At 64.3% G+C, this 23,532-nt stretch carries 25 protein-coding genes; 9 read left to right on the top strand and 16 right to left on the bottom strand.

Features of this window, described 5'->3' with window-relative positions:
• Positions 1 to 106: 106 nt before the first annotated feature.
• Together rpoD and dnaG are read right to left on the bottom strand one after the other, a co-directional pair.
• Positions 107 to 1,279 carry an RNA polymerase sigma factor RpoD gene (rpoD, locus tag VMV82_03440; GenBank protein HUY40602.1) on the bottom strand — a complete coding sequence of 391 codons (1,173 nt, stop codon included), beginning with the start codon at positions 1,277 to 1,279 and terminating at the stop codon, positions 107 to 109.
• Positions 1,280 to 1,314: 35 nt separating this feature from the next.
• Positions 1,315 to 3,129 (bottom strand): DNA primase, encoded by a 1,815-nt coding sequence (dnaG, locus tag VMV82_03435; protein HUY40601.1) that lies wholly within the window; start codon positions 3,127 to 3,129, stop codon positions 1,315 to 1,317.
• Positions 3,130 to 3,176: 47 nt separating this feature from the next.
• Between dnaG and VMV82_03430 the strand changes: the two genes are divergently transcribed.
• Complete coding sequence (locus tag VMV82_03430; protein ID HUY40600.1) at positions 3,177 to 4,391, top strand: HD domain-containing protein; 1,215 nt, start codon at positions 3,177 to 3,179, stop codon at positions 4,389 to 4,391.
• Positions 4,392 to 4,437: 46 nt separating this feature from the next.
• Here the strand turns inward: VMV82_03430 and VMV82_03425 are convergent, their stop codons facing one another.
• From VMV82_03425 to VMV82_03390, 8 genes are all read right to left on the bottom strand, one after another.
• Complete coding sequence (locus VMV82_03425) at positions 4,438 to 4,683, bottom strand: zinc ribbon domain-containing protein (protein HUY40599.1); 246 nt, start codon at positions 4,681 to 4,683, stop codon at positions 4,438 to 4,440.
• 95 nt (positions 4,684 to 4,778) lie between these two features.
• Positions 4,779 to 4,988 carry a helix-turn-helix domain-containing protein gene (locus VMV82_03420; GenBank protein HUY40598.1) on the bottom strand — a complete coding sequence of 70 codons (210 nt, stop codon included), beginning with the start codon at positions 4,986 to 4,988 and terminating at the stop codon, positions 4,779 to 4,781.
• Positions 4,989 to 5,132: 144 nt separating this feature from the next.
• Positions 5,133 to 7,790 (bottom strand): pyruvate, phosphate dikinase, encoded by a 2,658-nt coding sequence (gene ppdK, locus VMV82_03415; GenBank protein ID HUY40597.1) that lies wholly within the window; start codon positions 7,788 to 7,790, stop codon positions 5,133 to 5,135.
• An 8-nt stretch (positions 7,791 to 7,798) separates the two neighbouring features.
• The gene (locus tag VMV82_03410) at positions 7,799 to 9,106 is read right to left on the bottom strand and encodes a glycine--tRNA ligase (protein HUY40596.1); all 1,308 of its coding nucleotides are present in this window, start codon (positions 9,104 to 9,106) and stop codon (positions 7,799 to 7,801) included.
• Between the two features lie 11 nt (positions 9,107 to 9,117).
• On the bottom strand, positions 9,118 to 10,266 hold the full coding sequence (locus VMV82_03405) for a glycosyltransferase (protein HUY40595.1): 1,149 nt from the start codon (positions 10,264 to 10,266) through the stop codon (positions 9,118 to 9,120).
• A 12-nt stretch (positions 10,267 to 10,278) separates the two neighbouring features.
• Entirely contained in the window at positions 10,279 to 11,418 is a 1,140-nt protein-coding gene (rlmN, locus tag VMV82_03400; GenBank protein HUY40594.1) for a 23S rRNA (adenine(2503)-C(2))-methyltransferase RlmN, read from the bottom strand.
• Between the two features lies 1 nt (position 11,419).
• On the bottom strand, positions 11,420 to 12,124 hold the full coding sequence (locus tag VMV82_03395) for a uracil-DNA glycosylase (protein ID HUY40593.1): 705 nt from the start codon (positions 12,122 to 12,124) through the stop codon (positions 11,420 to 11,422).
• The gene (locus VMV82_03390) at positions 12,121 to 12,444 is read right to left on the bottom strand and encodes a heavy metal-binding domain-containing protein (GenBank protein HUY40592.1); all 324 of its coding nucleotides are present in this window, start codon (positions 12,442 to 12,444) and stop codon (positions 12,121 to 12,123) included. Before VMV82_03390 ends, VMV82_03395 begins: the two co-directional genes overlap by 4 nt.
• A 17-nt stretch (positions 12,445 to 12,461) precedes the next feature.
• On the opposite strand from VMV82_03390, the gene VMV82_03385 reads away from it, so the two are divergent.
• Positions 12,462 to 13,439 carry a glycosyltransferase family 9 protein gene (locus VMV82_03385; GenBank protein ID HUY40591.1) on the top strand — a complete coding sequence of 326 codons (978 nt, stop codon included), beginning with the start codon at positions 12,462 to 12,464 and terminating at the stop codon, positions 13,437 to 13,439.
• Here the strand turns inward: VMV82_03385 and VMV82_03380 are convergent.
• The 3 genes from VMV82_03380 to VMV82_03370 all read right to left on the bottom strand — a co-directional run bounded on the left by VMV82_03380 (position 13,373) and on the right by VMV82_03370 (position 15,936).
• Positions 13,373 to 14,755 carry a DUF2079 domain-containing protein gene (locus VMV82_03380; GenBank protein HUY40590.1) on the bottom strand — a complete coding sequence of 461 codons (1,383 nt, stop codon included), beginning with the start codon at positions 14,753 to 14,755 and terminating at the stop codon, positions 13,373 to 13,375. The two genes, VMV82_03385 and VMV82_03380, sit on opposite strands and share 67 nt — an antisense overlap.
• Positions 14,745 to 15,846, bottom strand: a protein-coding gene (gene prfB / locus VMV82_03375; protein ID HUY40589.1) for a peptide chain release factor 2 whose coding sequence is annotated in 2 segments (ribosomal slippage) — positions 14,745 to 15,788 and positions 15,790 to 15,846 — 1,101 coding nt in all. Because the reading frame shifts where the segments join, the coding sequence is not laid out codon by codon here. Before prfB ends, VMV82_03380 begins: the two co-directional genes overlap by 11 nt.
• A complete protein-coding gene (locus VMV82_03370) occupies positions 15,775 to 15,936 on the bottom strand; it encodes a hypothetical protein (protein HUY40588.1) in 162 nt (53 codons plus the stop codon). The genes prfB and VMV82_03370 overlap by 72 nt, the downstream gene beginning before the upstream one ends.
• Between VMV82_03370 and VMV82_03365 the strand changes: the two genes are divergently transcribed.
• The 3 genes from VMV82_03365 to VMV82_03355 all read left to right on the top strand — a co-directional run bounded on the left by VMV82_03365 (position 15,935) and on the right by VMV82_03355 (position 17,460).
• Entirely contained in the window at positions 15,935 to 16,312 is a 378-nt protein-coding gene (locus VMV82_03365) for a hypothetical protein (GenBank protein HUY40587.1), read from the top strand. The two genes, VMV82_03370 and VMV82_03365, sit on opposite strands and share 2 nt — an antisense overlap.
• A 52-nt stretch (positions 16,313 to 16,364) precedes the next feature.
• On the top strand, positions 16,365 to 17,006 hold the full coding sequence (locus VMV82_03360) for a DUF4760 domain-containing protein (GenBank protein ID HUY40586.1): 642 nt from the start codon (positions 16,365 to 16,367) through the stop codon (positions 17,004 to 17,006).
• Between the two features lie 85 nt (positions 17,007 to 17,091).
• Positions 17,092 to 17,460, top strand: a complete 369-nt coding sequence (locus VMV82_03355) for a cupredoxin domain-containing protein (protein ID HUY40585.1) — start codon at positions 17,092 to 17,094, stop codon at positions 17,458 to 17,460.
• Between the two features lie 11 nt (positions 17,461 to 17,471).
• Here the strand turns inward: VMV82_03355 and VMV82_03350 are convergent, their stop codons facing one another.
• Together VMV82_03350 and VMV82_03345 are read right to left on the bottom strand one after the other, a co-directional pair.
• Entirely contained in the window at positions 17,472 to 18,002 is a 531-nt protein-coding gene (locus VMV82_03350; protein HUY40584.1) for a hypothetical protein, read from the bottom strand.
• Between the two features lie 332 nt (positions 18,003 to 18,334).
• The gene (locus VMV82_03345; GenBank protein ID HUY40583.1) at positions 18,335 to 20,230 is read right to left on the bottom strand and encodes an EAL domain-containing protein; all 1,896 of its coding nucleotides are present in this window, start codon (positions 20,228 to 20,230) and stop codon (positions 18,335 to 18,337) included.
• A gap of 129 nt (positions 20,231 to 20,359) precedes the next feature.
• Between VMV82_03345 and VMV82_03340 the strand changes: the two genes are divergently transcribed.
• The 3 genes from VMV82_03340 (at position 20,360) to VMV82_03330 (ending at position 22,462) form a co-directional block, all read left to right on the top strand.
• Positions 20,360 to 20,641, top strand: coding sequence for a hypothetical protein (locus tag VMV82_03340; GenBank protein ID HUY40582.1), 282 nt, complete (start codon positions 20,360 to 20,362; stop codon positions 20,639 to 20,641).
• Positions 20,631 to 21,329, top strand: coding sequence for a hypothetical protein (locus VMV82_03335; GenBank protein HUY40581.1), 699 nt, complete (start codon positions 20,631 to 20,633; stop codon positions 21,327 to 21,329). Before VMV82_03340 ends, VMV82_03335 begins: the two co-directional genes overlap by 11 nt.
• Positions 21,330 to 21,442: 113 nt before the next feature.
• Positions 21,443 to 22,462, top strand: a complete 1,020-nt coding sequence (locus VMV82_03330) for a S1/P1 Nuclease (protein ID HUY40580.1) — start codon at positions 21,443 to 21,445, stop codon at positions 22,460 to 22,462.
• A gap of 70 nt (positions 22,463 to 22,532) precedes the next feature.
• Here VMV82_03330 and VMV82_03325 read toward each other — a convergent pair whose 3' ends face one another.
• The gene (locus tag VMV82_03325; protein HUY40579.1) at positions 22,533 to 23,003 is read right to left on the bottom strand and encodes a hypothetical protein; all 471 of its coding nucleotides are present in this window, start codon (positions 23,001 to 23,003) and stop codon (positions 22,533 to 22,535) included.
• A gap of 295 nt (positions 23,004 to 23,298) precedes the next feature.
• Between VMV82_03325 and VMV82_03320 the strand changes: the two genes are divergently transcribed.
• Positions 23,299 to 23,532 (top strand): hypothetical protein (locus VMV82_03320; protein ID HUY40578.1); only part of this gene is annotated, 234 nt, incomplete at its 3' end.

Here is a 23,532-nt window from a genome sequence, read left to right as displayed (position 1 = left end):
CCAAAACGCGGGTATTTGGCTTCAGGCTTAGGAGCCGAGTGGGCGAGGTTTACTACGGTAAATGAGCCCCGAGGCGACAACAGCCTGGAGCCAAAGAACCGCGTTTTTACTCATTTGACCAGTAGTCTTTGAGAGCTTTGCCGCGCGACGGGTGGCGTAGCTTGCGCAGCGCCTTTGCTTCGATCTGCCGTATGCGCTCGCGCGTAACGCCGAACTCTTGGCCGACCTCTTCGAGCGTGCGTTGATGGCCGTCTTCCAGCCCGAAGCGTAAGACGAGGACTTTGCGTTCGCGCTCGGTGAGGTTTTGCAGCACGTCCTGCATCTTCTCTTTGAGGAGCATGACCGACGCCGCTTCGGCCGGCGCGACGGCTTCCTGATCCTCGATGAAGTCGCCGAGGTGGGAGTCCTCTTCTTCGCCGATCGGCGTTTCGAGAGAGATCGGCTCCTGCGATATCTTCATGACCTCGCGCACCTTCTCGGGGCTCAAGCCCATGGCACCGGCGATCTCTTCGACGGCCGGCTCGCGACCGAGCTCCTGGAGCAGCTGGCGCGACACCTTGACGAGACGGTTGATCGTCTCGACCATGTGCACCGGTATGCGGATGGTCCGCGCTTGATCGGCGAGCGCACGCGTGATAGCCTGGCGTATCCACCAGGTCGCGTATGTCGAGAACTTGTACCCTTTGCGATAGTCGAACTTCTCTACCGCGCGGATCAGCCCGAGATTTCCCTCTTGGATGAGGTCGAGAAAGAGCATCCCGCGGCCGACGTACTTCTTTGCGATCGATACCACGAGGCGAAGATTCGCCTCCGTGAGCTGACGCTTCGCTTCATCGCCGTCGAGGATGATCGCATTGTCGGCAGTCCCGTTCTTACTCGTCTCGAGCTCGCCCGCCTCGATACGCATGGCGAAGGACTTCTCTTCTTCCATCGAAAGCAGCGGCACGCGACCGATCTCTTTGAGATACATGCGAACCGGATCGTCGAGCGAGAGACCGTCGGGAACTTGCTCCGGAGCCTCTTCCTCGACCTCGGCCTTCTCTTCTTTTTGCTCGTCGTCGATCTCGATGCCCATGCCCGAGAGCTCCTCGAAGAGCTCGTCGATCTGCTCGGGCGTGACGTCTTCCAACGTCTCGAGCGCCGAGTAGATCTCTTCCTGCGTGAGCGTACCGCGCGTCTTCCCGCGTGCGGTGAGTCGCTTCTTTGCCTCGTCGAGCGTCGCCGGCGGCGCTTCGGTGGGAGGCGCTGCGGCGGTAGCCGTGCCCTTCTTACGCTGCATAGCTCTTTCTCTCACCTCCTTTCTTTCCAATTTTTTCACGCTTTCACTTTCCTTAATTTCGACACGAGCATCTCGGATTCTTTACGAAGCTCGTCTGGAATCGGTTCCCCTGCCGTAAAGGCTTCGTCAATACGGCCTCGCAGCTCGCGGTATCGGCTCTCGGCGGCTCCCCGCTCGATACGCTGCGCGATGCGCTCCAGGTGCGCTCGCCGCTCGCCGCTGTCGCCGAAGCGGACGGTCGGGCTGCGATCGCGGCTGCCTTCCGCGGCGAGCAGGCTGAGCGCGGCGGGATCCTCCGCGAAGAGCGCCATGAGATCGGCGGCTGTCGACGCCTCGCCCGCAGAGAGCACGATCCGCTCGTAGATCCCGCGGTACCGCGGATCGCGAAAGCTCGACGGGTGAATGCGCTCCGCAAACTCTAGAGCGAGCGCCGGCTCCTCGAGAACGATGCTCATGACTTCACGTTCGAATGACAGGGGTTCCACCGCTCCCGGCGCGGAGGAACGAACCGGCGCATACCGGCTTCCCGTCGCGTCGCTTCGCGGTGAGAAGTTCGCCGTGTTCGTGAGGAATCGGCTATTTCGAAGATCGTCGGCGCTGACCTTCAGGCGATCGGCAATGTATTGCCGCCACCGATCCCACTCTTCGCGCGGCGTCATCGCGCGTATCAGCCCTTCGGCTTTGCGCGCGACGACCGCCGGCGAGGAGAACCCGTCGCGCAGCCGATCGATCTCCGGGTCGAGCCGGAACTCGATGGCCGGCTTCGCACGTTCCAGCAGAGCCTGGAAGCCTTGGCTTCCGTGCTCGCGGACGTATGAATCGGGGTCCGCGCCAGGCGGCAGGAGCACGACGCGGACACTCGAGCCCGCATGCTCCAGCACTTTAGACGCAATATCCACTGCTCTGGTTGCAGCCACCTCTCCGGCCGCATCCCCGTCGAAGCAGAGAAAGATGTTCTCGGCGTACTTGCGCAGCTCGTTTACCTGCTCCAGGGTGAACGACGTCCCGAGAGAAGCCACGGCATTCTCGAAGCCGGCTTGGTGAAGGGCGATGCAGTCGAGGTAGCCCTCGACCACGACGAACGCGCCTTCCCGCTGCGCCGCTCGCCTCGCGACGTTCAAAGCAAAGAGATGCCGCCCTTTGGTATAGACGGGCGTCGTCGCCGTGTTCAGGTACTTCGGCTCATCGTCCCCGAGCGCGCGTCCGCCGAAGGCGATCACTTCGCCCGTGGAAGCCAGCGTCGGGATCATGAGGCGGTCGCGGTAGAAATCGTAGAAACCGCCGCTCTCCTTCGGCTTCACCAACCCCGCCTTGGCCGCGATGCGCACGTCGATGGCGTTGCGCTGCAGCTCGCCGACGAGGCCGTCCCACGACGCGGGTGCGTAGCCCAGTCCAAAGCGTGAAACCGTTTCGGCGGAGAAACCCCGGCGCTCGAGATACGCGCGCGCTTTTGCCCCGGCAGCGCTTGCGAGCGTGCGGGCGAAAAACGCGGCCGCGAGTCGGTTTGCCTCGAAGATCGTCTCCCGCTCGCCGCGCATTCGCGCCGCCTGCGGGCTCTCGGGCTCGAGCTCGACACCGGCTTTCTGCGCGAGCATGCGCACGGCGTCGTTGAACGGTACGCCTTCGCGCTTCTGCACGAAGCTGATCACGTCGCCGCCCACGCCGCACCCGAAACACTTGAAGAAGCCGCGATCGGGATGGACGTGAAATGACGGCGTCTTTTCGTTGTGGAACGGGCAGAGGCCGACGAGGTCGTTTCCACGCTTGCGCAACGGCACGTACTGCGCGATGAACGTAGCGATATCGACGCGTGCGTGGATCTCTCGGAGTGCGGACTGATCGAAGCGCATGGATTGCTTTACCGGAGATTCGGTCGCCTGCACGAATCCCCCTCACCATGAAGCGGATCTTCGATCCCGTCCACCGTTTCATCGAGCTGGACGATGGCGAGGCGAATCTGCTCGATCTGTCGCAGTTCCAGCGCCTACGCCGCCTGCGCCAGCTCGGCCTCGCCTACCTTGCCTTTCCCTCGGCGGAGCATTCGCGGTTTACGCACGCGCTCGGCGCTCTCGCCGTCGGCAGCAGAGCCTTCGATTCGATCGTGCGGCACGGCGCGAGCTTCTTCTCCGACAGCCGCCAGGTTGCGTATCAGCGGCGCCTCGTTCGAGCGGCCCTTCTCCTCCACGATATCGGACACGGCCCGTTCAGTCATGCGTGCGAAGCGGTACTCGGCGTGCGCCATGAGGACCGCACGAAGGAGTTGCTCGCGCTCCCCGATCTCCGCACCGCTCTGGAAGCGCTCGACGTCGATCCGGATGACGTCCTCGGCCTCGTGCTCGGCGATCCCAAGACGCGTTACCCCGCGTTGCGCGAGCTGGTAAGCGGGCCGAATCTCGACGCCGATCGCATGGACTACCTGCAGCGGGATGCCTATTTCACCGGCGTCGTGAGCGGGCGTTTCGACGTCGAGCAGATGCTCGAGTCGCTGCGTCTCTACGAGCGAGACGGAGCGCTCGTGCTCGGCATCGATTCGCGCGGCGTCGTCGCGCTCGAATCGTTCGTCACGGCGCGCTACATGATGTTCGCGTCGGTCTACTTTCACCACACGACGCGCGTCTTCGAGCACATCCTGCACGAAGTGCTGCAGGAACTCTGGCCGAACCCGCGCGCGCTCGACGCGATCGACGAGTTCTTGCGCTGGGACGACTTCCGCGTACTCAACGAGCTCGGCAACGCGAAGAGCGAAGCCGCAAAGGCCTTGCGCGAGCGCGTGCGCGTCTACGTGCTCGCCGCCGAGTTCAATGCCGAGAGCGACCTGCGCGCGTTCGAGGCCTGCGAGCGCTCGCTGCGTGAGCGCTACGGCCCGGAGAACGTCTGGGCCGACGAGCAGGCGCAAGTCATGCACCGCCTCCCGCTCGTCGCCGACGCGTCACGGCCGACGGTATGGGTCGGCACGCCGGCGGGTCTCGTCGATGCCCGCGTCGCCTCCGACTTGATCGCGAAACTCAGCGGCAATGCGTATTGGAGAAAGCTCTTCGTACGACGAACCGCGGTCGACGTGGCCGAAGCGCGTAAGCTGTGCGCGCTGATGGTCGCGTCGCTACGCACATGAACGACTCCACCTGACGCTGCGCGTACAGGATGGAGTTTCGTGTTGCTCACGCTGATTGCGCGAGGCACCCGGTCGGTTCCCGGCCGGTGCGGGCGAACGCCCACAAAAGATTCACGCGAGCGGCGTTCCGATCGCGTGACAGAACCAAGCCGCACGAGCAAACGTGCTGGCGCTCCGAGAGCGCTTTCTTGCGCTGCGCTCCGCAGCCGCTGCACGTTTGACTCGGTTTAACTTTGCGCGAGGGAACCTCGACGTACTCGACACCAGCTTCTGCCGCTTTGTATCGGAGCATGGCGAGAAATGCGCTGGGGGCCGTCGCGAGAATCTCGCGATTGAGGCCTTTCGGGCGACGTTGCGTCACTTGCGCCGACTGCGCGTTGAGGCCGGCTACTGCACGTCGACGGCGCGCAGGTCGGTCAGATCGCGCATTTGGTCGTATGCCGACAGGCTTTTGCGTTGCAGCCGCCAGGCCGCGATCCGCTGCTCCAACGCGGCGTTATAAAGCCGCTGGTGCAAGCCGAGCATATCGAGCAGCACAGCCTCTTGCGAATGCGACGGATAGAGGCGATAGACGACCTTGCTCGAGACTGACTCCATCCTAACCGTACTTTACGCTGGTCGTATGACATACGGGTGGTATTGAGCGCCCTGCCGGGCGCTGCGGCGCTTCACCACCAGCCGACGGCGGGAGACGCCGTATGGCTGGAGCACTGCGCCGCCTTTTGGTAGCGATCCCGGCCGCTACTCCAGGATGCCCAATGCCGCTTGGGCGGCGGCGAGGCGTGCGATCGGCACGCGATACGGCGAGCACGAGACGTAGTTGAGCCCGAGCTGATCGCAAAACGCGACCGATGACGGCTCCCCACCGTGCTCGCCGCAGATGCCGATCTTCATCTCTTTGCGCGTATTTCTGCCGAGTTCGACGGCGGTACGCATCAGCGAGCCGACTCCCTTGCGGTCGAGGACCTGGAAGGGATCGTCGCTCAAGATGCGCTGCTCCAGATAGCGCGGAATGAACGAGTTCTCCGCGTCGTCGCGGCTGAAGCCGTACGTCGTTTGCGTGAGGTCGTTCGTTCCGAACGAGAAGAACTCGGCATCGCCGGCGAGTTCGTCCGCGATGATGCACGCGCGCGGAAGCTCGATCATCGTGCCGACGTGATAGGAGATGGCGCAGCCCCGCTCTTTGATGACCTCGTCCGCGATGCGACGTGCGTTTTCGCCGGTGATCTGCATCTCGCGCACGCTGCCGACGCCGGGAATCATCACCTCGGGCCGAGCGTCGACGCCGCGTTGCACGAGGTCGCACGCAGCCTCGAAGATCGCGCGCACCTGCATCGCATAGATCTCGGGGTAGAGAATCCCCAAGCGGCAGACGCGCAGGCCGAGCATCGGGTTCTGCTCGTGCATCTGCTGCACGCGCTTGAGCACGGCGTCGCGCGCTTTATACTCGGCGGAATCGACGCCCTTCGTGAGCCGCAGCTCCGTCGTCTCGACGAGCAGCGTCTCGAGCGACGGCAAAAACTCGTGCAGCGGCGGATCGAGCAGGCGAATCGTCACCGGCAGGCCGGCCATGGCCTCGAGAATGCCGACGAAGTCTTCGCGCTGAAACGGCAGCAGCCGCTCGAGCGCGGAGGCGCGCGCTTCGGGCGTGTTCGCGAGGATCATCTCCTGCACGACCGGCAGGCGGTCTTGCTGCATGAACATGTGCTCGGTGCGGCAGAGGCCGATGCCCTGCGCGCCAAGCTCGCGCGCTTTGCGCGCATCCTCGGGCGTGTCGGCGTTTGCCCAGACGTCGAGCCTCCGCTCCGCGTCCGCCCACGAGAGCAGCGTCGCGAGCCGCTCGGGCAGCTTTGCCGGCGGCGGAATCAAACGCAGTTTTCCGACCGCGACGTTTCCCGTCGACCCGTCGATCGTGATCCAGTCGCCCTCTCCGAAGCCGACGCCGTCGAGCGAGGCACGTTTGTTGCGCCGGTCGATCTGCAGCGCTTCGCATCCCGCGACGCAAGGTTTTCCCATGCCGCGCGCCACGACGGCGGCGTGCGAGGTCGCACCGCCTTTCGCGGTGAGCACGCCCTTCGCAGCGATCATACCGTGCACGTCGTCGGGCGTGGTCTCCACGCGCACGAGGACGACGTCCTCGCCGCGCTGCGCCCACGCAACGGCGTCGTCCGCGCTGAAGACGACGCGCCCCGTGGCCGCACCGGGCGAGGCGTTGAGGCCCTTTGCCGCGACCTCGAAATGCTCGCCGGGATCGATGCGGGCGTGGAAGAGCTGATCGAGCGCTCCTGCGTTGACGCGCGCGATAGCGGTACGGCGATCGATGATCCCTTCGTCGACGAGATCGAGCGCGATGCGGACTGCCGCCTCGGCGCTACGCTTCGCGGAGCGCGTCTGCAGCATGTACAGCTTGCCGCGCTCGACCGTAAACTCGAGATCCTGCACGTCGCGATAGTGGCGCTCCAGACGCTGCGCGATCTCGACGAATTGCTTGTAGATCTGCGGCTGCGTGCGCTCGAGATCCAGGATGCGCTCCGGCGTACGAATGCCGGCCACCACGTCCTCGCCTTGCGCGTTGCGCAAATACTCACCGAAGAGCACGCGCTCGCCGGTATTCGGGTCGCGCGTGAACGCAACGCCCGTTCCCGAATCGTCGCTCATGTTGCCGAAGACCATCTGCACGATATTGACGGCCGTGCCGAGGTCGTCGGAGATGCGATTGAAGCGCCGGTAGTCGATGGCGCGCTTGGAGTTCCACGAGTTGAAGACGGCTTCGACGGCGCCGACGATCTGCGCGCGGATGTCCTGTGGGAATCCCACTTTCGCGTGCCGCGCGACGAGCTGTTTGTATTCGGCAACCACGCGCTTCCACGAAGCGGCGTCCAGCTCCGGATCGCTCTTGACGCCGAGCTCCTGCTTGCGCGAGTCGAGGATCTCCTCGAAGTCGTGCTTCTCCATGCCGAAGACCGTCGTCGAGTACATCGTGATGAGGCGCCGGTACGCATCCCAGGCGAAGCGCTCGTTGTTCGTCAAGCGCGCGAGACCCTCGACCGTTTCGTCGTTGAGCCCCACGTTGAGGATCGTATCCATCATACCGGGCATAGAGAACTTCGCGCCGCTGCGTACCGAGACCAACAGCGGGTCGCGAGCATCGCCGAAGCGCTTTCCGGTTCGGCGCTCCAGCTCGCCGAGCGCGGCATTCAACTCGTCGAGCAACGGCTGGGCAATCGTCTTGCCGTCCTCGTAGTAGCTCAGGGACGCCTGCGTCACGATCGTAAAGCCGAGCGGCACCGGAAGGCCGGCGGCGGTCATGACGGCAAGCCCCGCACCTTTCCCGCCGAGAACGTCCTTCGACGTCTGGCCTTCGTCAAAAAAGTATATCTGCTTAGCCGCCGGTTGCATGCGCACGCTCACGCTCGTTCCTCCACATACTCGCGCAGCTTCTCACTGCCGATGCGCTCCTGGCGCATCGAATCGCGCTCGCGAACCGTGACGCTGCCGTCGTCGAGCGTCTCGTAGTCGACCGTAACGCAGAAGGGCGTCCCGATCTCATCCTGACGCCGGTACAGCTGGCCGATGTTGCCTTCGTCGTATTGCGTACGGAAATGCGGACGTAGGGCGCGTTCGATGCTTCTCGCGCGCTCCACGAGCTCGGGCTTGTTGCGGGCGAGAGAAAAGACCGCGAGCTGTACCGGGGCAATGTATGGATGCAACCGTAACACGGTCCTCTCGGTCTGTTTTCCGTTCGGATCGAGGCTCGTTTCCCGCTCGTACGCGTCGACGAGAAACGTCAGCATCGTCCGGTCGACGCCTGCCGAGCTCTCGATGAGCAACGGCGTCTCGTGCTGCTTCGACGCCTCGTCGAAGAAGCGCATATCCTTGCCCGAGAGACGCATGTGCGCCTCCAGGTCGTACGTACCGCGGTGCGCGATCGATTCCAACTCACCCCAGCCCCACGGAAAATGGTATTCGACGTCGACACCGGCCTTCGCGTAATGGGGCCGCTCTTCCGGTTTGAGCTCGTAGAAGCGCAGGCGGTCAAGAGCGATGCCGTAGTTCGCGTACCAGGCTTTGCGCCGCTCCACCCACTCCCGAAAGACGTCCATGTCCTTCCCATCGTCGGGCACGAAGTACTCGAGTTCGGCCTGCTCGAACTCGCGCACGCGATAGGTGAGGTTACCGGGTGTGATCTCGTTGCGAAACGCCTTGCCGATCTGCGCGATCCCGAAGGGCGGACGCTTGCGCGACGTCTGGTAGACGTTCTTGAAGTTGACGAAGATGCCCTGAGCCGTCTCCGGCCGCAGGTAGGCGAGCGCCGACGTGTCCTCCATGGGGCCGACCGACGTCTTGAGCATCAGGTTGAAGTTTCGCGGCTCGGTGAACGAGTTCGCGCTTCCGCAATCGGGGCAGCGCGTGCGATCCTTCAAGTGGTCGTAGCGAAAGCGATGCTTGCAGACGCGGCAGTCCACCATGACGTCGTGAAACGCCGCGACGTGGCCCGAGGCCTCCCACGTAGCGGGGTGCATGATGATCGACGAGTCGAACGCGACGACGTCGTCGCGAAGCTCGACCGTGTCGCGCCACCACGCGTTCTTCACGTTGCGCTTCATCACCGCGCCGAGCGGACCGTAATCCCAGAAGCCCCCAAGGCCGCCGTAGATCTCGCTCGATTGAAAGATGAAGCCGCGCCGCTTCGCGAGCGCGGTAATCTCTTCCATCGTGACAGGGATCAACTCCCGCGCAACACTCCACGGTAGCGTCGGCCCCGCCAATCGACGCCGACCGAGCCCGTGAGCCGCGCGACGGAGGTCGCGCAGATGGCAAGCAGCACGACGAAACCAGCGGGAAGCCACGCACAGGATCCCGCGGGGAATCGCATGCGCCTCATTCCGAGCTCCGCAACGAACAAGCCGGCAAGAAAGGCGACCGCGAGAACGCCGGCGAGCGCCCAACGATGGAAGAGCAGGAGCACCACTACTGCGAGCGGCGTAATCGGGGAGATGAGCGCGAGGCCGAAGAGCCCCGCAACGGCTTCGGCCGTCCGCTCGCGCATGCCGAGCGCGAAGTTCTTGACGAAACCACTCCAAATCTCCGCAAACGACCGGTACATGCGCGTGCGCACGAGATCGTTCGCGCCGAGAAGCGTGATTCGAAACCGGCCATCACGTTTGAGATGCCGCGCAAACTCGAGATCTTCGGCGATCTCGTTCGCGACGACGGCGTGGCCGTCGGTCGCTTCGTATAATGCGCGCGACAGCAGGAGATACTGGCCGTTGAACATCGCCGCTCTCTTGCGCGGGTCTCCGATGGCGGCGAGGTGCCCCGTCGCGAGCACGATCGTCCACAAGATCGCCGGGAGCAGCGCGCGCTCCGAGAACGACTTCATCTCCTGCGTCGTGAGAAGACTGAGCGCGCCGACATTGCGCTCGCGCGCGGTCTGCACGGCAGAGGATGCCGCAAGGGGATGATGCACCGTATCGGCGTCGGTGCACAACAGCCACTCGCCTCGAGCCGCGCGCTCCCCTTGAACGAGCGCCCACGATTTTCCGACCCAGCCTTGCGGGAGCGGCGCTCCGTGTATCAGGCGCAACTGCGAATGCTCTTTGGCGATGCGCGCAACGATCGATGCGGTTTCGTCGTCGGATTCGTCGTCGACGACGATCACTTCGAACGCCGGATAACGCTGGGCGAGCAGCGAGCGCACGCAACCTTCGATTTGGCGCTCCTCGTTACGTGCGGGCACGACGATGGAGAGAAATGGAAGATCGGCTTCGGGCTCCCGCACGACCATCTCGTCGCGCGAACCGAATACGAAAAGCATGCTGCGGGCGGCCAACACGACGTTGGCGAGAACGAGGAGCGCTATGGCTTCTAACAACGCGCTTGGAGTTCACGGCGCTGCTTGCTTCACCTGCCCCGGTCCCGCCCCCGAGAGCTCCTTGGACCCGCTACGCTGCGCCTTCGGCTGCGTTTCGGAGCGTAATTGCCCGCAAGCAGCGGCAATATCGCGACCCATGTTGTGGCGCACCGTGACCGGGACGCCTGCTTCGTCGAGAATTCCGGCGAAGCTCCAGATGCGTTCCTCGGCGCTGCCGGCGTAGGGCGCGTCCGGCGTCGCATTGTACGGAATGAGGTTCACGTGATAGAGGTGCCCGCGCATCAACGCGGCCAGCTCGCGCGCGCAAACATCGGAATCGTTGATACCCGCGAGCATCACGTACTCGAAGAAAACCTTGCGGTGCGTTCGCTCGACGTAGCGCGCGCACGCCGCCATGAGCTCCGCGACGCCGTGCCGGCGATTCACCGGCATGAACGAGCTGCGAAGCTCGTCGTTGGGTGCGTGCAGCGAGATCGCGAGATTGACCTGGATGCCTTCACGTGAGAACGCGTCGATACGATCGACGAGCCCGACGGTTGAGATCGTGATGTGCCGGTGACCGAGTCCGAATCCCTGCGGGTCGTTGAGCAGCGCGACGGCCTCCATCACCGCGTCGTAGTTGTGAAAGGGCTCGCCCATCCCCATGAAGACGACGTTCGTGACGCGCTTGCCGCGCTCGCGCGCCTCGCGTGCGAAGTAGCGCGCTTGGTCCACGATCTCGACGGCGCTCAGATTACGGGCGAATCCCGCCTGCCCGGTCGAGCAGAACGCACACGCGAAGGCGCAACCTGCCTGCGACGAGATGCAAATCGTCGTGCGACCCTGCCGGTGCTCCATCAGCACGGCCTCGACGTCGTTCCCGTCGCCCAGCCGGAAGAGACCTTTCGACGTATGTCCGTCGCGGGAGCGTTGAATCGTTGCCGGCTCGAGCGACGAGAGCGTGACCCCGCGCTCGGCCATCCGCGCGCGCAGCGTCTTCGGCAGCGTCGTGACTTCGCCGAGCGAGGCGCACAGCTCTTTGGCGGCTGCATGGTAGAGCTGCGTCAGCCGGTACTCGCGCAGATCAAATGCTTGCGCGAAAGCCGGCACGCCGGAGAACCCAGCACGCTTCGCCGTTGCCTCGAGCCAAATCGTCCGCGCCTCGCGATTCACGCTAGGAGCTTGTCGGGCTTGGGCCATTTCCGGATTCCGATGTCGCATTTTTCTCGAAGAGGTTCGCCTGTTCCGGCATGGGCTCGGCCGGCGCCTCGTCGAGCTTGGCGCGAACCTGCTTCAGATCGTTCCACACGAGCCGCTTGACCGCGTCGATCTCTCCGCCGGTCTGGCGCAGGATGTAGGCGGGGTGGAACGTTACCATCAACGGCGTACCTGCCGGCCCCTCGTACCAGCGCCCGCGCATCTTCGTGATCTGGAAGCCGGCGCCGAGAAACGATTTCGCGGCAGGCGCGCCAAGCGCGAGAATCACGGACGGGCGAATTAGGTCGATCTGGCGATCGAGAAACGGGCGGCAGTTCGCGATTTCTTGCGGATCGGGAGGCCGGTTGCGCAACCCACCGGGCGTGCCAAGCGTCGGGCGGCATTTAACGACGTTGCAGATGTAGACATCTTCGCGAGCGAGGTCGATCGCGGCCAGCATCTTGTCGAGCAACGCTCCGGCACGGCCGACGAACGGCCGCCCGAGCCGATCTTCGGTCTCGCCCGGGCCCTCTCCGATCACCATCAGCGCGGCGTACGGGTCGCCTTCGCCGTAGACATTGCGCTGTCGCTGCGCGCCGATCGCGCACTTTCGGCAGGCATCCGCGAGCGCCGCAGCATCGGCAAGATCGCGCGTGCGTCGCTCGCGCTCGCTCGCGTTCACTCGCGCTCGAGATCCAGCGCGCGCCCATACGCCGTGACCGTGCAGGCTCCATCTTCTTCGGCGACGTGGAACTGCACGCCGACAACGGCGTTTGCTCCCATCGCGTCGGCGTTTCGGCTCAACGCCGCAAGCGCTTCGCCACGCAGCTCGTCTGCCTCCGAGAGCGATTCGATGGGCGCGAGACCGATCAGCATGCCAAGGCTGCGAAACGTAGAGCGCAGCACGTTGCGCGGACGCGACGCGTTTGCGCAGACGTATCCCAGGTCTCGGCGTCTCCTATAGCCCGCGACCTCCTCGAAGGTTACGACGTTCTCAATCACGCAAGCCTCGCCCGAGCATGCCGCAGGATTCACCGCCCGTGCTGATCATCCGCCTCGACGGCATCGGCGACGCACTGGCGCTCACGCCGTTGCTCGCCGCGCTCCGTTCCGCGGGCCGGCCCGTCGACCTCGTGCTGCGGGAGGACAACGCGTCCGCCTTCTCCCGCGCGGCCGTGCGGGACGTCGCGATCGCGCCCTTCGAGCTGCGGACGAACAGTGCGGAGAACGCCGCGGCGATCGCGCGTTTCGGCGTCGCGCTCGCGTCGCGCGGTTACGCAGCCGCGCTCGTCGCCACCGAAGATCCCGCCGGCTATCGCCTGGCGGTCGCAACGGCTGCCCCGCGACGCGCGGGCTTTGCGAACGGCTGGGGGAAGCCGCTCAAGACGCTCTGGGTTCGCTCGCTGCTCACGACGACGCTGTATCGCCCGGCGGGGCTCGACCGGCGCCGACGGCACGAATGCGAGGTACTCTTCGAGCTCGGGCGCGGGCTCGTGGAAGAGCGGGTGCCGACGCGCGAGCTCGCGCGTCTGCGCCCGCTCGTCCTCGAGCGCGACGTCGTTCGCCACGCAAGCGTGGCCGTGCAAGTGACGCACAAGTGGGAGCGCTTCGGCGCCGACGCTGGAGCCGTCGCGCAGCTGCTGCGCGAGCTCGCGCACCAACATCCCGTGCGCGCAATCGCTTCCTCGAGCGAGGGCGCCTTTGCGGACGCGGTGGAGCGCGCAGGCGGCGCGGCCGTCGAGCGCTTCGAGGCGCTCGAGCCATGGAAAGAAGCAATCGCTGCCGCAGCGATGCTCGTCGCTCCGGACTCGGGCGCCGTTCACGTGGCGGGCATGGTCGGTACGCCGACGGTTGCGCTCTTTGCGCGCCGGCGCGATCTCGCATACCAAGTCGCGCGGTGGCATCCGTGGGCCGCGCCGTTCTTCGTCGTTCAGATCGCAGACGACTGGATTGCGCGCACCGTTGCGGCCGTAGAAGAGCACGCCGCGGCGCGGTAGAGCGCGATCGCGCCGTCGCGCCGCACCAGCACGTAACGCCGCTCGCGCACGAGGCGCCGAAGCGTGGCGCCATACTCCTCGAGGCGAGGAGAGTCCGGATAGTCAGCGTCGACGAGCGCGAAGCACGCGGCAAGCGGCTGCGACGCACGCTCCGGAAGCACGCCGGCGTGCGGATCTCCGAGCGCAAGATGCGTGTACGCTTCCTCTTGCGTCGCGACGTCGAGACCCGCGGGCAGCGTCGCGAGGAAGAGATCGAGCCGCGCGTCCCGCGCGCGCGGCGCGTGCAGGTTCAGGCCGGGATGCAGCGGATCGGCAACGGCGAACTCGACGACGCAGAGCAGCGCTGCGGCAGCGAGCAGATGCTGCGCGCGCAGCGGCGAGATGCGCCGCACGGCGAAACCGAACGGAACGAGCACGTAGCCGATCCACGCGCCGGCGTAGTGCGTGCCCATCGTGAACGTCGTCGGCATGCGCGAGAGCAACACTTCCGCAAGCGGCGCGGCGGCCAGCCACATCATGCGCGAGCGGAACGGCAAGAAGAGCAGCGGAACGAACGCCAGCAGCAGAAAGCCGGCGCGCGCGAGAATGCCGCCGGGGAAGAGCTCCCGAACGTCTGCGGCGCTCCACGCGTAGAATCGCTCCGGCGACCAATGCGTTGCGGCGACGCTCGCCGCAGGCTGAATGCCGTGGTAGAACCATACGAGCGTGACGACGCTCGCGCCACAGATCAGCAACGCCGCGCGCCCGATGGTGGTTCCACGAAGGCGCCACCAGCCGAGCAGCCCCGCGACGGCGAGGAATATCGCTTGGTCTTCCTTGACCGCGAGCGCGAGCGCCGCAAAGGCAAGCATGAGACGCCATCGGCCGGCATCGGAGGCCCAGATCGCCCACGCCACGGCGGCCGGTGCAAAGACGTTTTCGTGAAAATCCCCGAACGCGAGCCCGGCGAGCGGCGGATAGAGCCAGACCACCAGCGCCGCGAGCCGTGCGATACGGACGGGGGCGCGCGCTCCGACGAGCGCGGCAATCGGCGGAGCGACGAGCGCGCACGCAGCCGATTGCAGCGCGACGAGAGCGATCGGCGAGTGCACGACGGCAACGACGGCGCCCGCGAGATAGAGAACCGGCGAAAAGTGAAACGCCCAATGGCTGCCTTCGACCGTGTTGCAAAAGCAGCCGAACGCGCTTGCGGCAGTCTGCGCAAATATGCCGAAGTCGACGAGGTTACGGTGCGCCGCATACTTCGCCGCGCCGAGCGCGGTAAAGATTGCCGCATAGAGCAGCGCACCGAGCCAGATCAGGCGGTCACGAAGCACGTCTGCGCTGCTGCAAGTAGGACCAAACGAAGAGGTCGATCTCGCCGTCGAGCACCGCCTGTGCGTTGCCGGTCTCGATGCCGGTGCGATGGTCTTTGACGAGCTGATACGGATGTAAGACGTACGAGCGGATCTGCGAGCCCCATTCGTTCGCTTGTCGCTCCCCGCGCAAGTCGGAGAGCTGCCGGTCGCGCTCCTGGGCGGCGCGCTGGACGAGCCGCGCCCGCAGGATGCCGAGCGCGACCTCGCGGTTCTGCGCCTGCGAGCGCTCCTGCTGCGACGCGACGACGATGCCCGTCGGCAGATGCACGATGCGCACCGCGGACTCCGTCTTGTTCACGTACTGGCCGCCGGCGCCACCCGACTTGAAGGTTTCGACCCGCAGGTCGTCCGGCTTGATATCGACGTCACTTTCGCTCGCCTCGATCTCCGGCACGACGTCGACCGCGGCAAACGACGTATGGCGGCGATGCGCGGCGTCGAACGGCGAGATGCGAACGAGACGGTGCACGCCGCGCTCGCTCTCGAGCATGCCGTACGCGTTCTTTCCGCGAACGAAGAACGTGATCGATTTCAGCCCCGCCTCTTCCGCCGGCGACTCGTCGACGACGCGCGTCTCGAAGCTCTTGCTCTCGGCCCACCGCAGATACATACGCGCGAGCATCTGCGTCCAGTCCGCTGCGTCGACGCCGCCGGCGCCCGCGTTGATGCTGAGGATTGCCCCGTGCGCGTCGAACTCGCCGCTGAAGCTCGCCGCCATCTGCATCTCCTCCAGCCGTTGTCGCGCCGTCGCGAGCATCGCGTCGGCCTCCCCTTCCGCTACAGCGTCACCCGAGAAGAGGTCGAGCATCTCGCGCGCTTCCGAAAGGAGCTTGGCGATTGCGTCGAGAGCGCCGAGCTCCTCGCGCAACTCGGCGGAGTCCTTCATGACGCGCTGCGCGCCTTCGGGGTCGTTCCAGAAGCCGGACGTGCCCGCGCGGGCCTCGAGCTCGCTTAACCGGCGCTTTCTACCGGCATAGTCAAAGCCGCTCCTTGACGGCATTCAACTGCTCGTCGAGCCGGCCGATCGCCGTGCGCTGCGATTCGCTCATATCGGCGGCGCGCTTCTGGAAATTTTCCCGCGCCCCCTTGTTGGCCGAGAAGTCCGTCGTGATGGAGCACCAACGATGGAGGTAAGTCATGTACATTCAACCTTACGAGCCACAGGAGATGCCCTTGGGATCCTCACCGCTCACCGGATACGCTCCGCAAACGTGCGCACCCGAGCAAGCGCCGTTCCAAGGTGACGGGGTCTCCTCGATGATGCCCTGGAGCTCGAGCATGCCGGGAGTCGGCGATGCCGTCAGTGCGCTCAACGACGCTCCGCTCGGAATGGGCCTCGGCGGCGTGCTTTCGAATCTCACCGGCATGATGCAGCAGCTCGTGCAGATGATGCAATCGCTGCTCGGCCGCATGGGTAGCGAGTTCGGCGGCAGCGGGATGGAGCGCGGACGCTACGGCGGCTGCACGCAAGGGCCGATCCGGCGTTTCCCTCTCGACCCCGAGCAGCGCCTTTAGCGGAGACGATCGCACGCAACGCGAAACGCACGCCTCACGTGGAGGCACGAGTATGACGCCTGAATGGTTGACGGCTATCGGCACGCTCGGAACGTTCTTCGTCATCGCCGCATCGGCGGGGGCGGCGCTCGTGCAGCTCAAGCATCTTCGCAGCAGCAACCAGATCGTAGCCTTGACGGAATGCCGCGAGACGCTCGAAGCGCCGGACTTTCGCGAGGCGCAGCGTTTCGTCAGCTACGAACTTCCACGGCGCCTCGCCGACCCGAAGGAAGTGCTGCGCATCGCCCAACCGCAATCGCAGTTCGAGGGCGAGTATCAGGCGATCGACACGGTCGCGAATTTCTTCGAGAACATGGGCGTCTTCGTAAAGACCGGCATCATCGATCGCTCCCTCGCCTGCGATATGTGGGCGCACGTGGTCGTGCGTAACTGGAACGCCCTCCTACCGATCGTGACGTTCGTTCGCGAGGACCTGGGCGAGCCCGCGCTTTGGGAGAACTTCGAGTACCTCGCACACATCTGCCAACGCTTTTGCGAGACTTATAGCGGTAGCGGTTACCCGCGCCGTGCGGCGCGCATGCCGGCCGATCGTTCATTCGTCGCCGCTGTCAGCGAAGCCAGAAATCGCGCACGGGAGCTCGAAGTAGCTAACGCCGGCGCGGTGAGCGCCGAGTTGCGCGTAGATATCGTTTAGCGCGCGATCTCATTTCACGCTGTGACAGAAGTCGCATTCACAAGTCGTTCATAATGCGTTCTTCGCCGTCGTATACGATCGCAGCATGAAACGCTATCTTTCCGCCCTTTTCGCAGCGTCACTTGGCCTTTCGCTGAGCGCCGCTCTCCCGGTCGCGGCGTCAGCCGCCCCGGCTCCCCACGTCGTAACGATCACCGCGTCCGCTACCACGTTATTCAGCCCGTCGGAAATCACCGTCCACGTCGGACAGCCCGTCGAGTTGAAGATCGTCGGGCAGAGCGGCGTGCACGGGATTCAGTCCAGCGAGCTTGGAATTCCGGCAACGACGATTACGCCGGGATCTACGCAAACCATCACCTTCACCCCGGCGAAGACCGGCACGTACACGCTACACTGCACGATTCCATGCGGCATGAGTCACGGCAAGATGGCGATCGTCGTCAAGGTGGTGTAGTCGGTGATCCCCTACGCATGCTTGCTGACGTCGCTCGGCCGTAGCAGGATGCGATACCAGAAGCCCGGGTAGCCGGAGTCGTTCCACACCTTCAGGAGGACCTTCGTCGGCGGCGAGCCCGTCCAGTCGCTGATCACCCAGCTAAACTGGACGTGCTGTTTTGGGTGCAGGCTCGTCGGTGCGGCGGCTCTCGTCCCCGGCAGGTTCATCAAGTCCGGCGCGCTTTCGTTCATTTGCGATCCGTCCTTGAGCTCGAAGCCGACCTCCATGTGAGGTATCGCTATCTCCTGTGAGCTCGGGTTCTGCGCCGTCGCCGTAACGACGACGAAGCCGGAGCCGCTCAGCCCCTGCCCTTCGAGCATGGGAACGCTCGACACCGCGGACCCGGGATAGGTTTCGATCTTGTCGATGCGCAGGCGAACCGCACCGGCCATGAAGTACCGGTGGAGCGGCGCGTTCGTGATCGTTTGCGAATACGCCACAGTCGGAACGACGTACGCGGCGATACACGCGAAGGAAGCAAAAGCGCGGAGCAGTCTCACGATATACCTCTCTTTTGGGGAAAGCATTTATCTGTTCAAGGTGCGACGATCGACACCGGTGCGTTGAAACGCGAATAGCGGAGGGTCACCGGACAGTGCGGCGTTCTCGCAACCGCTTGCAGCGGCAGATCGTTCATTCCAATCCATGGGTTGCGGCGGCGGTAAGCATCGTAGAGGGAAGAGCGAGTACGAGCATGAGCGATGCAAGAAGTTTCATGATTGGGTCCGTCCTTGCGGTGACCTGCCTGCGGATAGTTGCAGCAGCGCCTCGGCTGAGTCCTACACTGCGCATGCCATCTCGCTGACATAACGCCTGTTCCTTTCGCTCGTGGCTAGTTCGCGACGAGCAGCGAAGCCTTACCACCGTTGAAGAACACGTCAGCGCCGTGCGGCGGCGTGAGAATCTGGGGCGCCCCGAGGAGGTAGCCCTGGAAGGCACCGACGCCGGCGCTCGGTGCCCGCGCCGTCAGATGCAGTTTCGCCGCAAACTCGAGGAGCGCCGGCGTTTCGATCCCCTCGGCGATCAGGATCGCGCCCATCGCCTCGGCAATCGCCAAAATCCCAGCCAGAACGGCGCGGGCCTTCGGGCTCGTCCCGTCGAGCAACAGCGTGCGATCGATTTTCACGAAGTCAAACGTCAGCGCGCTAAGCAAACTCAAGCCGGAGCTGCCGGTTCCGACGTCATCGAGAGCGACGCGTATCCCGAGCTCTTGGAGCGCTTGCGCGCTGCGAACGACTGCGTCCATGTCCTTGATCGACCGCTCGGTGATTTCGATGACGACGCGCGCGGGATCGATCTCGTGCTCGGCGAGCAACGAGCCGACCGACTCGGCTCGAAAGAGTGGGTGTTCGAGGGTGGCAGGCGTCAGATTCAAGAATATCTGCTTGCGCAAATCATTTGCTCGGACGGCTGCGAGCGCTGATTGCAAGCACAAGCGATCCAGCTCGACAACGCGACCGATGCGTTGCGCCGTATCAAATGCTTCCTGCGGACCGGCGAAGCCATATTCAAGAGGCGGACGTGCAAGCGCTTCGAACGCGAGGATATCGCCGGTCACGCTGTCCCAGATGGGTTGGAAAGCCGTCCGCATCCCGCCCTCTGTCAGCAGCTGGCGGAGCCTCGAGATGGCTTGCGCGCTCACAAAACGCGTCTGTGCCTCCATGCTCTCGAAGAGCGCGGCGGTATTCCCGCCACGTCGTTTGGCTTCGTACAGCGCGATGTCGGCCCGTTCACGCCAGTCGTTCAATGCCTCGCCGGGACGGAGCTGCGCGATGCCGACGCTTAGCGTGGCCGCGGCACGCTCGTAGGCGATCGGCGTGAGCAGACGCCGTGCTACAACCTCGGCGCCCCGCCCGCTCGTGCCCGGCAAGATGATTGCGAACTCGTCACCACCCAAGCGATACGCACCGTCGGCTTCACGCAAGCCGGTTAGGCGTTCAGCGACGTATTTGAGAACCTCGTCGCCCACGGCGTGACCAAAATGATCGTTGGTCTCTTTGAATCCGTCCAAATCGAGCACGACGAGCGAGATCACGTGGTTGCATCGCTGCGCAAGTGCCGCCGCGCTCGGCAGATCGCCCTCGAAGGCTCGCAGGTTCCGCAGCCCGGTAAGCGCGTCCCTCATGGCTGCCTTCGCCAAGAATGCGATACGCTCTTGGGCAGAGCGTTGCAAACGAGCTCGGTACACCTGCGAGAGCGCGAGGAGCAGCAACGTCGCGGCTGCTACCACCAGCGATAGCACCAGCGTTGATTTTCGCGTTCGGTCCCGGAACGCATAGTAACGATCCTGCTGTGCGTACGCCCGGTCGTACGCTCGCATCGTCTGCGTGAAGACGTACTCTTCCATCTGCGTGTAATCGCGCGCGAGGAGTGCGGGAGGGCGCGCGGCGCCGACGAGCCCCGCCATCAATGTCGCATGCACGTAACGATCGTACAGCAAGCGAATGTGCTGGGCCGCCGCCGGATTAGTCCACGCGACATGGGTCAGGTGCGCTTCGAACCAGCGGCGAGCTTGCGTGTAGGCAGCAGTCGATGCCGGCCCGCGATCGAGCCAAAGCGCGTCTTGCGCTACGAGCAAGTGCTCGGTGTACAAGCGAAGGGTCTGCAGCGACGAGGCTTCGCTGAATTTTACTTCGACTTTCGCTGCCTGCGAGGCGTCTACAGTCGGGCGGCTCGCGGCAATTGCAATAAAGGTTAGCACGACAGCGAAGGTCGCGAGTGCAAACAAAATGCTTTCGACTGAGGCATGCCGAGTAGGCATCGGCTCCACATTCATATCCTACGGTACCGCGGAGGCTACACGTTTCATCGTGTGTTAAGGTTGCGTGCAGTTTTGGGCAAGAACGCAGCATCGCTCGTGCCCGACCCTCGCGTGTCGCGCTATTGGGGCGGCAGCAACGATCTCGGAACGGCGTACGAGCATCTTCTTCCGGTTGCCGGTGGCCCGGCCTGGGACGTCTACATGTTCTACGCACCCGGCGTTGCATGGGATGGAGCAACTCCCCCGAAACCATCGTTCCGGATGCATCAACTGCGACCACAAACGCTCCACGGCTCGATGCGGCGGTATTCGCGGCCCGTGCTCGCCGAATGCTTGCAAACGCTGGGAAGGGTAGCAATCGAGTATCATGCGCGTTGAAGTACTGACGTTTGAAGGGTGCCCGAACGCGGAGGCTACGCGAGATCTCGTGCGACAGGCGGTGCGCCTCGAAGGGGTGGATGCCGCGATCGACTGCGTCGAGGTGAACAGTCTGGAAGCGGCACGCGGCGCGCGCTTTCTCGGCTCACCCTCGGTGCGCGTCGAGGGCGAGGATGTCGAGCCGTCGGCGAGCGAACGCACCGCGTACGGACTCATGTGCCGGACCTATCATTGCGCCACGGGCGTTTCCGGAACGCCGTCAATCGAGACGATCCGCGCAGCCATTCGCCGGCACGCCCCTGCCTGCGAATCCCGCGACATTCTGCGCAATCGGTGGGTCGCAGGCCCGGTATTTTTGCTGCCCTCCCTTGCGCTCGTCGCAAGCGGACTCTTCGATCTCAGTCAAGAGTGGCGAACGACCGTATGGGTGGGTGCTTTGACGACGATGGGCCTCGGGTGCGTCGCGAATGCGCTTCGGTGCAAACGCGTGCATTGCTATCTCACGGGACCGTTTTTCCTCGCCATGGCCGCGCTCTCGCTGTTGTACGGGCTCGGCGTTTTGCCGCTCGGCAAGGCCGCCTGGAACGCGATCGGTCTCACGACTCTCGTCGGCGCTCTGGCGCTATGTTGCATTCCCGAAGCGCTCTTCGGACGGTATCGGCAAGCGCGTAGCTCCGATCGCGCTTGATGTCTAATACGAGCGCGACTCCAGAAGCATTTGGATAAGGGGCAGCCGGCGTGCGGCTGCCTCGCAGGCGCAAGCGGGTATCGAAAACCCGGCTCGCGAACGAGCGCCCTCAAATGAGACGCTACGCCGCCCTCGCTCTTCTGCTCGCCCTGACTTCGCCTGCGAATGCATTTGCATGGGGGATGCAGGGGCATACGATGATCAGCCGCTTGGCGGCGCAGAACTTTCCGGCGGACATGCCCGCGTTCGTGCGCACCGCTACGGCGGCCAACGAGATTGCAACGCTCGGACCGGAGGAAGATCGGCTGAAGGGCTCGGGAGCGTCGTGGGACGCGGACAACGATCCGGGCCATTACCTCAACGTCGCAGACGACGGCACGATTGATGGCGTGAGCCTGCACGCGTTGCCGGAGAGCATGAAAGCGTACGCGCTGGCGCTCGAGCAGCGGCACGCGACTCCGTGGAGCGTGGGCTACTTGCCGTACTCGATTCTCGACGGCTTCGAGCAGCTACGTCAGGACTTCGCGCTGTGGCGTGTCTACAACTATGGCGCGCAACACGCGAGCACGGCGGCGATGCGGGCGCAGTTTGGCGTGGCGCGGCGCTTGCGCGAAATTTTGACGCTCCGGGACCTCGGCGTTTGGAGCCACTTCATCGCCGACGGCTCGCAGCCGCTTCACGTCACCGTTCACTTCAACGGTTGGGGCCGCTATCCGGATCCGCAGGCGTATACGCAGGCGCCGATTCATAGCGTTTTCGAAAGTGATTTCGTGGATCGGTATGTCTCGGCGCGCGACGTGCGCGCGCAGATGCGCCCGGAGCAGATTGCATCGCCGGCGCGGTTGCTTTCACAGAGCGATCTCGACGCGCTGGTAGCGACGTATCTCGAAGGCACTGCGTCGGCAATGGTACCACTCTATCGCATCGCCGGCCCGACCGGCGCCGGCTTCAAAGCGTATTCCGCGCAAGCCGCCGATTTTGCGGCGCGGCAACTGGCACGAGGTGCTGACGAGCTTCGCGACCTCAGCGATCTCGCGTGGCGAGACAGCCCCTACGTTTCCGTCGGCTATCCGTACCACCCGGTGCTGGATATTCTACGCGGTAAGGTTCCGTTGTCGACCCTCGCGAATTAGTCCGTACGCTGAGAAGCCCGCAACGACCGTTCGTTGCGGGCTTCTTCTCATGCTGGTTCTTTAGCGCTGCTTAGGTGCGCGTGCAGACCTCGTGCGATGTGACCGTGTGACCGTGCGCATCAGGGCCGCTCGAATCCACGGTAAACTGCTTCGAGCTGCTCATGCGCGTCGTCGCCGAGCCGTGATTGGCCGGGTAGCCGTCGAGCCAGTGCGCGCCGTTGAACGTGTGCGACGTGCTGTAACTGATGCCGTAGTCCCCGCTCGTGTCGAGGGATGTGACGATCCAGCGAGCGTGTTTGGAATCATACCCGAAGAATCCGACCCCGGTCCCTGCGTGCTCGCCGTTTTGCGCCGGATACGTCGACGTCATGCGCAGCCAGGAGCCGTACATCGCGTCGACGTCGGTCTCACGCCAGGTCTTGTGCGTGCTGTCGTGCGTCACGCAGCTCCACGTGCCGACCATGTTGTGGATCGTCTGCTGTGGCGTCATTGCCGCAGCGAGCGCAACTGCGGTCACAGCCGCGAATGCAAAAACCAACACAATAATAACATGCGGAAATCTAACCACGGGAAGTCCTTTCTGCACCGAACGGCGCACGACGGTATGTGGCTGTCGCGGCGTTTCGGCTATACCATTTTCTTTCCTCCGCTCTTGCGTAGGGGTGGCCGGGTCCTCGAACGAGCTGACAGGCTAGTGCCGCAGCCTCGACACCAAGGATCGGCCATCATGCAGAGTCCCCCGTCGGCCCTTCGCAGAGGTGCTGCCTTCGCGTAGGCGCAACAGCTGTGCTTTGCGCGCTTCGCGCTCTCCAGCGTCGACAGTGAGGAGATGGTTCGTGCGCGATGCATTTGCAGCAACGAGCGTGAAAATGGCGCTAGCGCCTCTGCTCGCGCTCGCCGTGGCGTGCTCCAGCAATGCACCAGCGCCCGGCAACTTGAGGTTTATCGACGTCGAGTTAACCGGCAAATGCTGCGGTCAGAACTCTGTCATCGCGCTCTCGCCGGACAACACATTCCGCTTCATGAATGCTTCCACGGGAGAGTCCGTCTCCGGTTCTCTCAACTACGCG

The sequence above is a fragment of the Candidatus Dormiibacterota bacterium genome, assembly GCA_035532035.1.
Taxonomy (GTDB): domain Bacteria; phylum Vulcanimicrobiota; class Vulcanimicrobiia; order Vulcanimicrobiales; family Vulcanimicrobiaceae; genus Tyrphobacter.
This window is presented reverse-complemented; position numbering and strand designations above follow the sequence as displayed.

Coding starts and splice junctions, on each gene's coding strand:
- rpoD (HUY40602.1), bottom strand. CDS start 1,279: ATGCAGCGTAAGAAGGGCACGGCTACCGCCGCAGCGCCTCCCACCGAA.
- dnaG (HUY40601.1), bottom strand. CDS start 3,129: ATGCGCTTCGATCAGTCCGCACTCCGAGAGATCCACGCACGCGTCGAT.
- VMV82_03430 (HUY40600.1), top strand. CDS start 3,177: ATGAAGCGGATCTTCGATCCCGTCCACCGTTTCATCGAGCTGGACGAT.
- VMV82_03425 (HUY40599.1), bottom strand. CDS start 4,683: ATGCTCCGATACAAAGCGGCAGAAGCTGGTGTCGAGTACGTCGAGGTT.
- VMV82_03420 (HUY40598.1), bottom strand. CDS start 4,988: ATGGAGTCAGTCTCGAGCAAGGTCGTCTATCGCCTCTATCCGTCGCAT.
- ppdK (HUY40597.1), bottom strand. CDS start 7,790: ATGCAACCGGCGGCTAAGCAGATATACTTTTTTGACGAAGGCCAGACG.
- VMV82_03410 (HUY40596.1), bottom strand. CDS start 9,106: ATGGAAGAGATTACCGCGCTCGCGAAGCGGCGCGGCTTCATCTTTCAA.
- VMV82_03385 (HUY40591.1), top strand. CDS start 12,462: ATGCCGCAGGATTCACCGCCCGTGCTGATCATCCGCCTCGACGGCATC.
- VMV82_03365 (HUY40587.1), top strand. CDS start 15,935: ATGTACATTCAACCTTACGAGCCACAGGAGATGCCCTTGGGATCCTCA.
- VMV82_03370 (HUY40588.1), bottom strand. CDS start 15,936: ATGACTTACCTCCATCGTTGGTGCTCCATCACGACGGACTTCTCGGCC.
- VMV82_03360 (HUY40586.1), top strand. CDS start 16,365: ATGACGCCTGAATGGTTGACGGCTATCGGCACGCTCGGAACGTTCTTC.
- VMV82_03355 (HUY40585.1), top strand. CDS start 17,092: ATGAAACGCTATCTTTCCGCCCTTTTCGCAGCGTCACTTGGCCTTTCG.
- VMV82_03335 (HUY40581.1), top strand. CDS start 20,631: ATGCGCGTTGAAGTACTGACGTTTGAAGGGTGCCCGAACGCGGAGGCT.
- VMV82_03330 (HUY40580.1), top strand. CDS start 21,443: ATGAGACGCTACGCCGCCCTCGCTCTTCTGCTCGCCCTGACTTCGCCT.